Below are 13,922 nucleotides of genomic sequence, written 5' to 3'. Positions count from 1 at the left end.
GGCGCGGCGGGGCGTACGGGGTCGGCGGGCCTCGCGCCGCCGCCCGGTTCGCTCGACGGCTGCACGGCGGAACCGGCTGCCGCGGGCGCATGTCCGGCCATCGAGGTCGAGGCCTGTGACGTCGAGGCCCCGGAGTCACCGGTGTGCGCCGGGCCCGGCTGATCGGGCACCGCCGCGAAGAAGGCGTCGTAACCGCCCCGAGCCCGGACGGCCTCGGCCGCATGCCCATTCGTACTCGGTGCTCGGTTCATGTCCCTCATCCTCTCCGAAAACGCCCGGCCGGCACTCTCATTCGGCGCGACTGGTTTCGAACCAGCTGCGGCCGGGTAACAGGTCGACCAGTGCCGCGACGCCGGCGTGCAGCGCCGCGTCGTCCCCGGGCGCGTACGTCGCCCGAATCCGACCGTCCAGCGCCATACTCGGAGTCACGACGATTCGGCCCGACACGGTGTCGAGCACGGTCATACAGACCTCGGGTCGCGGCGTAGTACCGTCGTGGTGCTCGGTGACGACGATCTCCGCGCGCCGCACGATCTCGTTCATCACCCGGGCGAGCAGACTCGCCGTCCGCGATTCGGCGCCGAGTTCGACCAGTGTCCGGCGTCGTTCGGCCGGCTCGGCCGGAACCTCGGCGAAGTCCTCGGCCCACGCCGACAGCGGCGTGAACTCCAGGGCGTCGGCCGGTCCCAACGCGGCCGTCAACGCGCCGGTCAGCGCGTCCAGGCGGCGCTCGCCCGCGGGTACCGTCTGGATGACGACGTGGTCGTCGGACCGCACCGCGAGCACCTGTGTCTCACCGGAACGAACCAGCGACAGCCGCAGCATATCCTTCGGGCCGCCGTCCAGGCCGGTATCGATGATCCGGGCGACCAATTCCACATCCGGCCGGTACAGGCATCGCAGCCAATGCTCGATGGTCGGGTGCACCCGGCCATCGATCACCATCCCGGCCTCAATCAGCTGATCGGTGACCACGGCGTGCACCCGGTCCCGATCCTCGATCCGGTAGATGTTGGGCATCAGTGCCAGGACCGGAGGATAGGAGTCGATGCCGACCAGATGCCGAAGCACCAGGGCGGCATCGACATTCAGATCGATCGCTACCGGATCCTCGATCGCATCATCCACGCATGCTCGCGGCACTGGCCTTGTCGGCGGTCTGGACCATACCCTGGCTACCGGCGGCGAAGTGGATCTGCGTGTTCAGCTTGACCAGGTTCGCCTGGTGGGCTGCCAGCAACTTGTTCAGATTCCCCGAGACCTCCTGGTATGCCTCCGACGTAGCACCGCCGAGGAGACTCGCCAGCGTCTGCTGCAGGTTTCGCAGGTGGTTGACATTGTCCTCCATCGCCTGGCCGAGTCCTTTGAGCGTTGTGTGGTGCTCATCGACGTGGGCGAAGTTGAAGTACATATTTCCGGCCATGATTCATCGAACCTTTCGTATTTTCGAAGAATGAGATCTGCTGGGCAGCAGGGGTTTACGTGAGCGAGGACAGGGAGATCTTTCCGGACGAGGCCGGCCCGGAACCATCGGTGGCGTTGAGAACGCCGTCGCTGCCGTCGTGGGCCATGACCTTCTGCGCGGCGTCGAGGTCGTCGTAGTCGACCTGGCCACCGCGCTTCTGGATCTGGTTCTGGATCCGATCCAGTTCCCGCCAGAGGTTCGTCCCGCTGGTGTGCAGATCAGCGAGAGTGCTGTCGATCGCCGTACCGGTGTGCTGACTGCGCACCGCGGTGTTCAATCCGTGCCGAGTCGCATCCAACGTCCGGAGCTGATTCTCCAGCTCACCGGCCGCCAGAGCGGTCTTGGTGGCGGCGGTGTTCCAGTCGTCCGATGTACCCTGCATCACATTGGGATTGGTCATTTCTCATTCCTTTCGAGGTTCGATTCACAGTCGGCTCCGCGCCCGGCGGAGACGTTGAGGGGAGGCCCGTCGGCTCCCGGCGTACTAGTCGCGGCTCCGGTATTCACCGGGGACATCCATCGAGACCGGAACCGGCTCGTCCTCGACGCGTTCGAGCACACCGAAGGCGGGCACCAGTTCGGGTACGGCGTCGATCGTGTGGTCGTCGTCGGCGTATTCGATGACCCCGACCACGGGAGCCTGCTCGAGCACCGGCACCTCGTCGTGCTCACCGGGTACGAAGACCTTCGAGGGCTTCTTCTCGTCGTCGCGACGCCGGCGCATCCGCGCCTTGGGCGCCACGGCGCCCCGCGGGACGTTCCGCGGCGGCACCGGCCCGGTGGGCGGTTCGGTGGGCAGTGCGCCGAATGCTCTCGCCCCCATGGGATTCCAGTTGGCCGGCATCCGGAATCCGGCGCCGGAGGCGGGCACGGCGCCCAGCCCACTGCGGGCCATCGAGAACGTGACCGCGCTGCCCACACCGCCGTTGAGCCCCATGAGGGTGGTCGAATACGGTGACGTTCCGTAGAAGCCGTGCTGTTCCTGGGTCAGATAGTTACCGTCGCCGCCGGAGTTACCCAGCGAATCGGTCATCGACGACATGGCGTCGTTGACATCGGAGACCGCGTTCTCGGCCTCGGTCCCGCCCGGTGGGGTCTGGGTGGGGTCGACGCCGGTATCGGCCGGGTCGGTGGAGCCGCCACCCGGTGACGTCGGGTCGTGGCCACTACCCATGTCTCCCGACCCGTCGCCGGGTCCGCTGCCCGGGCCGTCGCCGGGGCCGCTCGGCCCGCCGCCGGGACCCGACGGCCCGGTGTGGCCGGGGGGGCCGCCACCCGGGGTGTTCGGCGGGTCGAAATACGTTGTGCCGGAAGGACCGCCGAATTCACCACCGTCGCCGGCGATCGTGGGCGCCACCGTCGGCGGCGGCAGCGCGCCGATCAGGCCGCTCGAGATCCCCTGGTAGGTGTACATGGTTTCGGCGGCCCGCTCCCACATGAAGGCATAGGCCAGCTCGTTCGCCGCGATCAGCGGTTCCGTGGCGCCCATCGTCGCCCCACTGGCCGCCGCCAGTGCGACGCTCATGGCCCGATTGGCGAGGATCATCGGCAGCGGCGGCATCGCCAGGCGCGCACCGTGGTTGGCGGCCGCGGCGGCGCCCACGATCATCGAGGTCTGCTTGGCGACGACGGCCTGTTGCCGATACCACTCGGTGTGCCGGCTGAACGCGGTGTGCGCCTTGGTACCGGCCTCGCCTTCCCAGGCGACCTGCATGACACCGTTGGAGCCCTCGAAGCCGGTCGCCGCCGCCATCAAGGCTTCCGAGACCGCCTCGTACGCGATCGAGGTCGCCTCCATGGGCTCGGGCCCCGGCCCGGCGAACAGCCGGGCGGAGTTCACTTCCGGTGGGAGCGCGGCGAAGTCGAACCCCTCGATAAAACTGACCGCGGCACCGGCCATGCCGGCGAGCGAGGCCGCGGCCTCCGCACTTGCCTTCACATCACCGGCGACCTGGCCGAGTCCGGCGGCCGCGCCGGTCACTGCGTCCATCGCGAACTCCCGAAGGGTGTGTCAGATGTAGACGATGCCGGGTTCGGCGGACTTGACCCGGGCCCCGCCCGCCGAATCGCCGAATTCGTATCTGTGGATCGACTCGGGCAGTTTTCCGTTGCCCTCGTGGAACTTCGAGATGCCGTTGTCGGTGATGTTGTAGTAGCCGGACTTGTAGCTCTTGAACGCCGCTGACAGGCCGACGCTGACCGGGTCCGCACCGGCCGGAATCGGTTCACTGGCCACCGATGCCAGGCGCATGAGTTCGGCCAACGTCGAGGCGGTCGCGGTGTTGGTGGTGTAGACAGCCGCGATGACTTCCGGACTGAACTGGAGATACATGGAGGTCTCCTAACGAGTGCCGCCGACTCTGGTGTGAGCGGTTACAGAAAGAACGCTATGGCATTCCCGCCCTTGGGAATGTTGTGCGGGATAGGCCACATCTTTCCGCTCTATTCCGGCCGTGGCACCCACGCGGCCTGGACCAGATCCCGGCGCGACTGCAGCGGCTCGACGAAGATGCCCCGGCCCACCGGTTGTTTGGTTGCCTTCACATCACCGATCAGCATGCCGTCGAGTTTCGACCCGTCCATGATGAATCCGGAGCTGTTCAGATTCTTGATCTGACCGAGGACGTTGTCGTACAAGGCCATATCGGCCTGTGCGATATTGCGGGCGACGATGAGATGGAATCCGGTGTCGCGGCCGTCGACGATGAGGTCCTTCAACGGATCCAGCGGATTGAGCCCGCCGCGCGCCGAGACCATGTGATAGTCGTCGACCACCACGAAAACCTCGGGGCCGTTCCACCACGAACGTTCCCGCAACTGCTGGGGAGTGACGTTGTCCGGTGGGCGCCGGGCACGCATCGTCTGAGCGAAACCAGGCAGGCTGTCGATGAGATCGCGCTCGCTGGTCAGATAACCGATCAGCTGCTCGTCCGGAATCGCCTCCATATGCTGACGCCGGTAATCGACCAGCACCACCACCGCCTGTGCGGGGGTGAACTGGGTTCGAATCGATTCCAGCAGCGCGGCCAGTACCGTCGACTTGCCGCAGCCCGGCGAGCCGATGACAGCGAAATGGGTGGACGTCCCGAAATCGACTGTGGCCGGACTCAAATCGGATTCCCGGACCCCGAACGGCAGCATCAGTCGTTGGGCGAGTGTCTGCGGCGCCGGGCGGCCGGTGACGATCTCGGCCATGGTGATCTGGGCCGGCAGCAACTTGACCGCGGGCGCGCGGCGGCCCTCGAACCGCCGCTCCAATTCCGCGATCGCCGCGCTCATACCCTGTGCCGCGGTATCGGCGTCGCCGGAACCGTCGATGCGGGGCAGCGCGGTCAGCATGTGCAGGCCGTCGGTCGAAATGCAGCGACCGGGACGGTCGGGCGGAATGGAGGCGACCACCGCGCGGTGATTGTTGAAGACGGTGTCGGTGAGATCGCCGAGCCGCAATTCCAGCCGGGTCTGCAGCAGATCCTTGACGTTCGGGCGGATGGCCGCCCATCGCGAACTGCTGACCACCAGATGGATTCCGTAGTTGAGGCCTTGCAGCGCAATGGTTTCCATCACGGGCAGATATTCGTCGAAATACGGCCCGTTGACCGAGAATCCGATATCCCACCCGTCGATGACGAAGAAGACGTCACCGTGGGCGTCACCGCGCGCGGTCAACTCCGCCGATTCCGCCGGGGACTGACGCCGGCGGCGGAATTCACGCATGCTGTCGATTCCCAGCTCGCTGAACAACGTCTGCCGGTGCGCGATCAGATTGGTGATCAGCGCGAAGGTCCGCCGGATCCGGTCCCCTTCCCGCGCCGAGGCCACCGATCCCACATGCGGCACCCCGCGCAGACCGGACAGACCGCCGGAGAAGTCCAGGCAGTAGAACTGCACCTGTTCGGGGCTGTGGGTCAGCGCGGTCGCGATCACCAGGGTTTGCAGCGCGGTCGATTTGCCCGACTGCGGTCCACCGACCACGGCGAGGTGACCACCCGCGGCCGACAGATCCACGGTCCACACGTCCTGACGCTGCTGACGCGGCTTGTCCACGATCGCCAGCGGAATCTGCAGTGCCCCGGGCTGAACGGCGGTGACCAGGCGTTCCAGCGTCGGCGGCACGCCCAGCGGCGGCAACCACATCTTGTGCGCGGGACGCCCGTGCCCGGCCAGCTGCGCGAGCACGGTCTCCATCAACGTCACCGCGTCGTTCTCGTCCTCGGATTCGGGCAGGACGAGCCGCGGCTCGACGACCGGTTCCGGACGGGCGGCGACGACATGGGCGGTGGTGAACCGTTGCGGCGGTTTGTATCCGCCGCCGGGGCGCCGGGCCCGCTGCGCATCGGCCGGGGATGCCGCCTGCGCGGGCGGGATATAGGGCGAGCCCACATACGCGGCCTGGAACCGCTGCAGATCGCCCGCGCCGACCCGCAGATATCCCGAACCCGGCTTCTTGGGCAGGTGGTAGGCGTCGGCGGTGCCGATGGCGTCGCGGGAATCGCTGGTCTGATTGGTGCGCAACGCGATTCGATAGGACAGGTGGGCCTCGAGCTCACCCATCCGGTTGGCGGGCACCTTCTGCGAGGCGAGCAGCAGATGGATGCGCAGCGAGCGGCCCAGCCGGCCGATGGCGACGAACAGTTTCGCGAAGTTCGGATGCTGTTCGAGCAGTTCGGCGAACTCGTCGAGGATGATCAGCAGGGTGGGCAGCGGCGCCAGTTGCGCGCCCTGTTCGCGGGCACGCTCGTAATCGGCGACGTTGGCGAAGTTGCCGGCATCGCGCAGAACTCGCTGCCGGCGCGCCATCTCGCCGTTGATCACGTCCTCCATACGGGTGACGAGATCGGCTTCCTCCTCCATGTTGGTGACGACCGCCGTCACGTGGTGCAGGCGGTCGAAGCCGAGGAAGGTCGCACCACCCTTGAAGTCGACCAGCAGCAGGTTCAGCACATCCGGTGAGTGGGTCGCGACCGCCGAAAGTACCAGGGTCCGAAGGAATTCCGACTTTCCGGAGCCGGTGGCGCCGATGCACATGCCGTGCGGGCCCATGCCCTCCTCGGCCGACTCCTTGATATCGAGGTAGACCACCTGTCCGGCGGGGTCGTGGCCGAAGGGGATGTTGAGCCGGGCGCGGTCGATGTCGCGGCGGCGCGGCCACTGCCGCTCCGCGCGGATCGCACCGGGATCGAGGACCCCGACCATCTCCTCCCACGAGGTCCCGGTCCCGGCCTGTTCGGCGACCACCGCCTCCACCACGGTGGACAGCCGGAACGGTGACAGGCCGCGGGCCAGGGCCGTCATCGCCGGAACCGAGATCGTGTCGGCGACACCCACCCGGCGCAGCCCCCGTGCGGTCACCTCGTGCAGTTCGCGATCCTGGGAGACGGTGAATTTCAATGCGCGCGGCAGACTCTGCTCGGTGCTGCCCAAGCGCACCCACGTGCAGCCGTCCACGCCCGAGACGTCGCGTTCGCTGGCCGGCCCGCTGATGTCGACGAGCAGGATGTAGTGCGTGCGATCCAGGGTGGGCTGGCTGTTGGCCGAGAAGGGGCCGCGGTTGAGCCCGGCGAGCACCTTCGACCGCAGTTCGGCGACCGTGCGATAGACCATCCGGCTGGAGCCGATGGCATCGGTCTCACTCGGATGCTGGGTGTGCGGAAGCCATTTGAGCCACGCCCACTGCGGGGCGTCGGGATCGGCCAGCACGGCGGCGACGGCCACCTGGTCCGGTCCGTGCAGCACCGCGATCTCCGCGATCATCGCGCGCACGAGCCCGGCCACCGCGTCCTGATCGCCGTCGAATCCCACCTGCGGGGCCGACAGCAGATTGATCGCGACCGGCATACCGCCCACGGTCGAGTACGCCTTGGCGAACCGCGTGACCTCGACGACGCCGACGGGATCGAGATCGGAGGTCGGGGCGGCCTCGGGCACGATCACCCGGACCTGATTCGCGATGCGCCCCCGGCCGATTCGCACCCGCAGGAACTGCGGGCTGGCCACCTGCACCTCCCACATCCGCTTACCGCCGACCAGGCGGGCGATCTCCGCCGGGCCGGGGTGGGTGTGGCGCAAGTAGGTGTAGAGCTCGGCTTCGGCGGTGTGCACCGTCTTGCGGTTCTCCCCGATCGACCGCAGATAATCCTTGCGTTCCTCGTTGAGCGAGGCGGCGCCGCCGGAACCGTTGCCGCCCATGCCGCCACCGATCATGCCGAACATCGACACCAGCATCATGACGGGGAAGAACATCATCATCGGGTTGACGGCTCCGCCACCGCTGCGGAACATCATCACCATCATCCCGCCCATACCGGCGACCATGACGACCGGCATGATCATCCGAATCCGGGACGGCGGAACGGGTTTGGGCAATTCGGTGGGCGGCTGCAACCGTAGCTCCGTGACCGCCGGCGCCTTCGGCCCGCGTTCGGCACGGGCCGGGCGGACGAAGCGGCGTGTGCTGGTCATGGACCCCCACCTTCCGACTGCTGTGGCAGACCGACCGCGGACTTGTCGGACGGAATTCCGTCGTGCTGGACGCGGGCGTCGCGCTGGGACAGAACCGGGCCGACCGCGAACAGCGACACCACACTCCACGGCGCGGGCAGCGGCGACCGCAGACCGAGCGCGGCCAGGGTCTGATCGCCGATGGCGCCCGGAGCCACATCGATGCCGTAGCGCACGCCGCTGTCGGAGATCCAGTACAGCGACTCCCGCAGCGGCGAGGCCGGATCGGCTCCGGTGACCTGGACGAACCGGCCGGTGCCGCCGGGCAGATACGCGGTGTCGGCGGTGGCACCGTGCGAAGCCGGCGCGGTGACCAGGCCGACGATCCGGCTCTGCTGTTCGGCGGTCAGCGGGAGCCGTCGCCCGTACAACACCTGGGTGCTCGCATTCGGGTCACGGCCGCCGCGGGACCAGTGGTAGCAGGTCACGCCGTAGCGGTTCGCGTCGACGACCTGGACGGCCCGCGCCGGATAATCCTCTGTGCCGGGCCAGGTTCCGGGTCGCAGATTCGCGGCGACCACGTCCGGGCCGACCGCCATGGTGGTGGCCGTGCCGTGCGAATCGGCGTTGCGGACGACAGCGGCCAGCACCGCGCTGATCTGCACCAGGCCCGACTGCGAGGCCAGATAATAGGAGGAGGGGCGGTCGGGGCTCGACACGCTCAGCACCGATCCGACGGGCACCGACAGGCCCGACGAGAGCGTGGTGACCCCGCCCGCGCCGGGCACGTCGGGCACACGCAGCGGAGGCATCTCGGGTATCGCCTCGATCAAGCCGCGCGAGGCCTGCGGAATCGGCATGGTGGCGTCGATACCGAGGGCCAGCGTGACCGCGGAGTCGCGCAGATCGATCGCCGCGCGCACCACGCCCTTGTCGCGATCGTCGTAGACCAGCCAGGTGATGGAACCGTTGCGCAGCAGTCGCGCCTGATCGCCGGACAGCGCGTGGGTGGTCTCGTCGTCGACGGTCAGCGGGCCGCCGATGGCGGTGGTGACCACCGCGGAACCGGCGGTCGTGGGCAGGCCGGTGGTGCGGTCGATCGGTGCGTCCGCACCGGTGCGCGTGGTGTCGCACACCGTCCACGAGGAATCGCTGTCGGTGCTGCCGACGATGCTGTCGGGGGCACCCGGAATTCCCACCCATGGGCCGCGCGGATACTTGTCCAGTTCCTGCTGGGAGACCGGCACCGGGTCGGCCGCCTTACCGCTGATCAGCCGCGCCGAGGTCAGATTCAGCGCCGGATGCAGTCGCCCGGCGACCTTCACGTAGAGCGCGCCGCTGTTCTTGTCGGCGACGATGTCGGCATTGCCGACCTGTTTGGCGGGCTTGAAGAAGGCCATCACCGCGGCGCCGGCGACGACGACGCAGGCCAGCGCGATTCCGATCGAGAGCGCGGTGGATCGGCCACGCTGCGGATCGTCGATCATGGAGACCTCGCGCCGCACCAGCGCGTGCTCGATCCGGCGCAGCAGGAACCGCCACCCCGATATCTGGTGCTTGGTCACCACCCGGAATCGCGCCATGGCGTCAGCTGGTCGCGGCCGGCGCCAAACCCGACAGCGCGGCGGCGATGTCGAAGGCGTCGATCGTCATCAATTCCTCGTTGGTGAGTGCGGCGATATCGACGTTCTCGCGGGTGAAGCGGTAGTCGCGTTCGGCCTCGGCGGCCTCGACGACATTGCGGATGAACCGGCCGTTGCCGGCCAGATCGATCAGCCGGCGTCCGTTCTTGGTCTGCGAGGCGAGCTGATCGCAGCGTTCCCGCAGCACCTCGCGCGCCTGTTCGGACAGCAGCGAATCCTTCTTGCGCGCAATATGATCGGCGATCTGGACCAGTTCGTCGCCACCGTAGCTGGAGAAGCGGATGCGTTTGGTGAAGCGCGAGGCGAGACCGTCGTTGGAGGCCAGGAACCGGTCGATCTGATCCTCGTATCCGGCGATCACCACCACCAGCTTGTCGCGATCGTTCTCCATCCGCGCCAGCAGGGTGTCGACGGCTTCCTTACCGAAGGCGTCGCCGCCGGACAGTCCCTCCTGGATCAGGGTGTAGGCCTCGTCGATGAACAGCACACCGCCGAGCGCGGAATCGATCAGGGCGTTGGTCTTGGGTGCGGTATGGCCGAGGTGGGTGCCGACCATATCGTTGCGCGACACCTCGATCACTTCCGGATTCTCGACCACGCCCAGGCCCGCGAAGATCTTCGCGATGACGCGGGCGATCGTGGTCTTACCGGTACCGGGCGGGCCGGAGAAGATCAGGTGCTGCGATTTGGATTCCACCGCCAGCCCGCGCTTGGCCCGGACCTGATCCATCAGCACGCCGGACTTGAGCCGGTCGACCTGCTCCTTGACCGAATCCATGCCGATCTGGGCCTGCAGCAGGTCCGAGGCCTCCGAAAGCAGCGCTTCGCGTTCCTGTTTCGCCGACGCCGCCGCCGCTTCGGCGGGATCGTCGCCGGTGGTGGGATCCCAGAGGTCGGTGCGCGAGGCGAGCAGATCCGGAGTGGTCACCTCCAGCCGGTAGGTCTTGTCGCGAACCGCGCGCTGCCACTCCTCGCGTTCGGACCACAGCCCGGATCCCTGCAGCCCCTTGAGGATTCGATCGGCGTTCTCGTGATCGCCGTTGTGCCGGTACAGCATTCCCAGCAGGAAGTGCGCATCGGCCCAGATGTAGGAGAGGTTGCCCGAGGAGCTGTCCTCCACGATGCGTTGCGCGCGCGGCATCGCCTCGCCGAGACGGCCCAGATGCGCCAGCGCCTGCGCCGCCATCAACTCGGCCGCGATGTCGAGCAGCCCGTCCTCGATGACCGGTTTGGCGGTGCGGGCGGCCAGCACGTCGGACCAGCGCTTGGTCCGGAAGAACAGCGACATCCGCACGAAGTCGGCGACATCGTCGCTGGGTACCTGATCGAGTATGGCGGCCGCTTCCTGCCATTCCCCGCCGTCGGCATAGGAACACGCCTGCGCGATCGCGATCTGATCCCGGTCGGCCATCGCCACTCGCAGGCCGTACATGCCGATTTCGACCTGACACCACAGCGACCGGTCGACCAGACCGGCGCGCTGTTGATCCCGATAGAGGTTGTGGACCGATCGATAGGCGCCGTAGATCACCTCGGAGGTGATGTCGCCGGCCATGGCGCGCCCCATCCAGGCGTCGCACATATCCGGATCCAGATCGGTCGCGGCGCGAAAGGCCGCCATCGCTTGTTGTTCGTTGCGCACGCCCCCGGCGACCAATCCCAGAGATTGAACACCCGTATAGAACGCGTCCTCGGCCGCTGACACCTGGACATCCCTTTCGACGCTCTCGCCTGCCCGAACCATAGACAGTCCCCGACCCGGGCGAAGATCGCCATTTCCCAACCATGGGAATATGCGGAATCGCGCGCTCGGCTCTCCGGCCCACCGGGGCGCGACCTGCGCGAACAGAGAACGGCCACCAACCCTCACAGTGGGCCGCTATTGAATGTACCGTTATTCGACGGTATGGTTATTCGCGTGGATCGGCAGTCCTCATCCTGACGATCCGCCCTTCGGAACGAGTGCTCGCACACCGCGATCCGGCCACGGGCACTCGTTCCGAATCAGCACACGACAGAGACCATCACATCACCCGCACCACGACGGCCTCACTGGGCATGCGCGACCATTTGACCGTCGAGCCCGAATAAGGCGCCTCGATGACCATGCCGTTGCCCGCGGCCAGCTGCACGTGTTCGGGTCCGCGCGCACTGAACGATCCGGCCGGGAACACCAGATCCCCCGGCCGCACATCCTGCGGCGGAATACGCACGCCACTGTAGATCTGCTCGTACGTGGTGCGCGGCAGGACGACCTTGCCGTCGGTCGCCTCGGCGATCGCGTATTGGGTGAGTCCGGAACAGTCGAATCCGCCGCCGCTCGGCCCCCCGGCCCCACCGCCGCCCCACACATAGGGAAGTCCCAGATACGCGCTCGCCGCGCTCACCGCCTTACCGCCCGCCGTACCGTCCGACGGGACCGGCCGGTGCATCGCCGGCAATGCCCGGGCCGTCCGCGCCACCGACGTGGTCCGTGGACGCGGCCGGCGCCGGCGGCGCCGGCCCGGATTCGAGGTGAGCCGCCCCCGAACGGTTTTCGGTGTCGCGGGCGGGGTGATCTGCGCCGCGTGCCGCTGCGCCTCGGCGAGGTCGGTGTCGACCTGGCGGGCCGCATTCGTCACCGCGGTGTGCGCGGCGTCCAGCAGAGCCGGGCCGCTGAAGCGAGTGTCGCCCACGGCGGCGATGGCACGCAACCGGGTCTGCAGATCGGCGATCTGACCGTTGACCACACTGCGGCCCTTGACCGTTCCGTCGCCGGCGGCGGTTACCGCCTTGTGCACCACCGCATCTCGTTCGGCATGCGCTCCGGCTACCGAGGCGTGCATTCCGGCGGTTTCGTGATACCCCGCCATCAACGCCCCGGTACGCAGGTCGATGGCGGAATTCGACGGGCCCGCCGAGGACGGCGCCGCCTGCACGACGGGACTGCCGGTACCGTAGAGCTTCAGCAGGGAATTCAGAACGCTGTCGAGTCCGACGGTCAGTTGTGGCGACATTCGACCGCCTCGCCATCGCTGCGCATCGAACGCCTCCCGATTCGGCCCGGCTGCCGCAGGACCAGCGAAACTCGCGGAACTTCGCGTACCCGAAGTCGTCCACGACTATGCGGCACCGTCGCCGCGATGCGGAAACCGCATGACTTCCCATTTGCGGGAAGGGCCGACAATGAGGACGAACTCGAGGGAGGCGGTGCAGCGGCATGCCGGAGAACACGGCTGGAACCGAAACTATCGGCCTGCCGAAGCTGTCGCAGGACGGCGTCACACCCACGACCGGATTGCCCGTGGCGGGTAGTGACGGCGTCACCGGCTCCGGCCCGCTGGGGGCGAATGCCTTTGCCGGGCCGCAGTTTCCGGCCGGCGGACCGCAGACCGACACGCGCGTGATCAACGCCCCGCAGACCCCTGGCGCGGGACCGCCGGCCACGCCCGGATCCGCCGGACCACGGCCCGGCGGCCCGCACGAGCCGGGTGGCCCCACCACACCGGGGCCGGGCAAACCGGACCCGACCAAGCCCGGCCCCACCAAGCCCGACCCGACGAAACCCGACCCCACCAAGCCCGACCCCACCAAGCCTGATCCCACGAAGCCCGACCCCACCAAACCGGACCCGACCAAACCGCCGCCCACCACTCCCCCGCCCGCCAATCCCGAGAAGCACTACTGGACGGTCGAACTCGACCCGCCCCCGGGTGCGAAGCCGGCGGTGAAAGCCATTGTCGCGCTCGCCCGTACGGCGATCCAGACCGCGGTCGACCTGCTCGGTCGTGGCATGCCGAAGCCACCGCCGGAGGTGGCCAGTCTGCTGAAACCGGTGGTGTTCACCAATCTGGGGAAGAGCGACACCACCGTCGGCTACCGGCAGGCCATGGCCGCGGTGAACGCGAAGCAGACCTCACTGCTCGAATACGACCAGGAGATCGCGCGAACCTCGGTCCTGGTGGCCGCCAGCAAGGACGAGACACTCGCCAGTATCAAGAACATCGTCGCCGAACTGCAGGCCGTGGTGAAGGCGGTGCCCGCGAAGGCGACCACCGCCCAGCAGGCCGCCCTCATGCAGCAGATCAGCGCGGCGGTGGCACAGGTCTACCGCCTCGTCGACGCGGTCTACGCGGACAACCAGTCCCGGGCGGGCACCGGCAGCGGCTCAGGGTCCGGTTCCGGCACCGGCACCAGTTCCTCCAGCGGTTCCGCGTCGGGCGGTACCTCGGCATCGGGCGGGGGCGGCGGTCTCGGGGACATCCTCGGCCAACTGCTGCCCATGGCCGCGATGATCCTCCCGATGGGAGCGATGGTGGCGATGCCGCTGGTCACCCAGGCGATGCAGAAGAACCAGAAAGACAAAGAGGCCGAACTCCATTCGAACGGCGAGGTCA

At 67.8% G+C, this 13,922-nt stretch carries 10 protein-coding genes and 1 pseudogene; 1 reads left to right on the top strand and 10 read right to left on the bottom strand.

All coding sequences use genetic code 11. The annotated features are described in order from the left end of the window. From RJ03_RS37430 to RJ03_RS28315, 10 genes are all read right to left on the bottom strand, one after another. A partial coding sequence (locus RJ03_RS37430; RefSeq protein WP_218001019.1) for a hypothetical protein occupies window positions 1-251 on the bottom strand: 251 nt, incomplete at its 3' end. A 37-nt stretch (window positions 252-288) separates the two neighbouring features. Continuing rightward, window positions 289-1,128, bottom strand: a complete 840-nt coding sequence (locus tag RJ03_RS28355) for an ESX secretion-associated protein EspG (protein ID WP_036508141.1) — start codon at window positions 1,126-1,128, stop codon at window positions 289-291. Beyond that, window positions 1,121-1,423, bottom strand: coding sequence for a hypothetical protein (locus tag RJ03_RS28350; protein ID WP_143860641.1), 303 nt, complete (start codon window positions 1,421-1,423; stop codon window positions 1,121-1,123). The genes RJ03_RS28355 and RJ03_RS28350 overlap by 8 nt, the downstream gene beginning before the upstream one ends. 55 nt (window positions 1,424-1,478) lie before the next feature. Beyond that, complete coding sequence (locus RJ03_RS28345) at window positions 1,479-1,865, bottom strand: hypothetical protein (protein ID WP_036508137.1); 387 nt, start codon at window positions 1,863-1,865, stop codon at window positions 1,479-1,481. 84 nt (window positions 1,866-1,949) lie between these two features. Beyond that, entirely contained in the window at window positions 1,950-3,455 is a 1,506-nt protein-coding gene (locus RJ03_RS28340; protein WP_036508134.1) for a PPE family protein, read from the bottom strand. A 21-nt stretch (window positions 3,456-3,476) separates the two neighbouring features. Continuing rightward, on the bottom strand, window positions 3,477-3,797 hold the full coding sequence (locus RJ03_RS28335; RefSeq protein ID WP_036508131.1) for a PE domain-containing protein: 321 nt from the start codon (window positions 3,795-3,797) through the stop codon (window positions 3,477-3,479). 110 nt (window positions 3,798-3,907) lie between these two features. Then, window positions 3,908-7,924: a type VII secretion protein EccCa gene (eccCa, locus tag RJ03_RS28330; protein ID WP_051025347.1), complete on the bottom strand. Its 4,017-nt coding sequence runs from the start codon at window positions 7,922-7,924 to the stop codon at window positions 3,908-3,910. Beyond that, window positions 7,921-9,486 carry a type VII secretion protein EccB gene (gene eccB / locus RJ03_RS28325; protein ID WP_036508129.1) on the bottom strand — a complete coding sequence of 522 codons (1,566 nt, stop codon included), beginning with the start codon at window positions 9,484-9,486 and terminating at the stop codon, window positions 7,921-7,923. Before eccB ends, eccCa begins: the two co-directional genes overlap by 4 nt. A 4-nt stretch (window positions 9,487-9,490) precedes the next feature. Further along, window positions 9,491-11,251 carry a type VII secretion AAA-ATPase EccA gene (gene eccA / locus RJ03_RS28320; protein WP_036508126.1) on the bottom strand — a complete coding sequence of 587 codons (1,761 nt, stop codon included), beginning with the start codon at window positions 11,249-11,251 and terminating at the stop codon, window positions 9,491-9,493. 319 nt (window positions 11,252-11,570) lie between these two features. Continuing rightward, window positions 11,571-12,542 (bottom strand): C40 family peptidase, encoded by a 972-nt coding sequence (locus RJ03_RS28315; protein ID WP_036508123.1) that lies wholly within the window; start codon window positions 12,540-12,542, stop codon window positions 11,571-11,573. 203 nt (window positions 12,543-12,745) lie between these two features. On the opposite strand from RJ03_RS28315, the pseudogene RJ03_RS37425 reads away from it, so the two are divergent. Beyond that, window positions 12,746-13,922 (top strand): annotated as a pseudogene (locus tag RJ03_RS37425) (hypothetical protein); the annotation flags it as partial.

Origin of the sequence: Nocardia aobensis NBRC 100429 (assembly GCF_000308375.1) — a bacterium.
In the GTDB taxonomy this organism is placed as follows: Bacteria; Actinomycetota; Actinomycetes; order Mycobacteriales; family Mycobacteriaceae; genus Nocardia; species Nocardia aobensis.
The sequence above is the reverse complement of the archived record's forward strand: the minus strand, read 5'-3'. Positions and strand labels throughout refer to the sequence as shown.

Excerpts from the sequence above, each read along its gene's own strand:
- RJ03_RS28350 (WP_143860641.1), bottom strand. The coding sequence starts at position 1,423 with ATGGCCGGAAATATGTACTTCAACTTCGCCCACGTCGATGAGCACCAC.
- RJ03_RS28345 (WP_036508137.1), bottom strand. The coding sequence starts at position 1,865 with ATGACCAATCCCAATGTGATGCAGGGTACATCGGACGACTGGAACACC.
- RJ03_RS28340 (WP_036508134.1), bottom strand. The coding sequence starts at position 3,455 with ATGGACGCAGTGACCGGCGCGGCCGCCGGACTCGGCCAGGTCGCCGGT.
- RJ03_RS28335 (WP_036508131.1), bottom strand. The coding sequence starts at position 3,797 with ATGTATCTCCAGTTCAGTCCGGAAGTCATCGCGGCTGTCTACACCACC.
- eccCa (WP_051025347.1), bottom strand. The coding sequence starts at position 7,924 with ATGACCAGCACACGCCGCTTCGTCCGCCCGGCCCGTGCCGAACGCGGG.
- eccB (WP_036508129.1), bottom strand. The coding sequence starts at position 9,486 with ATGGCGCGATTCCGGGTGGTGACCAAGCACCAGATATCGGGGTGGCGG.
- RJ03_RS28315 (WP_036508123.1), bottom strand. The coding sequence starts at position 12,542 with ATGTCGCCACAACTGACCGTCGGACTCGACAGCGTTCTGAATTCCCTG.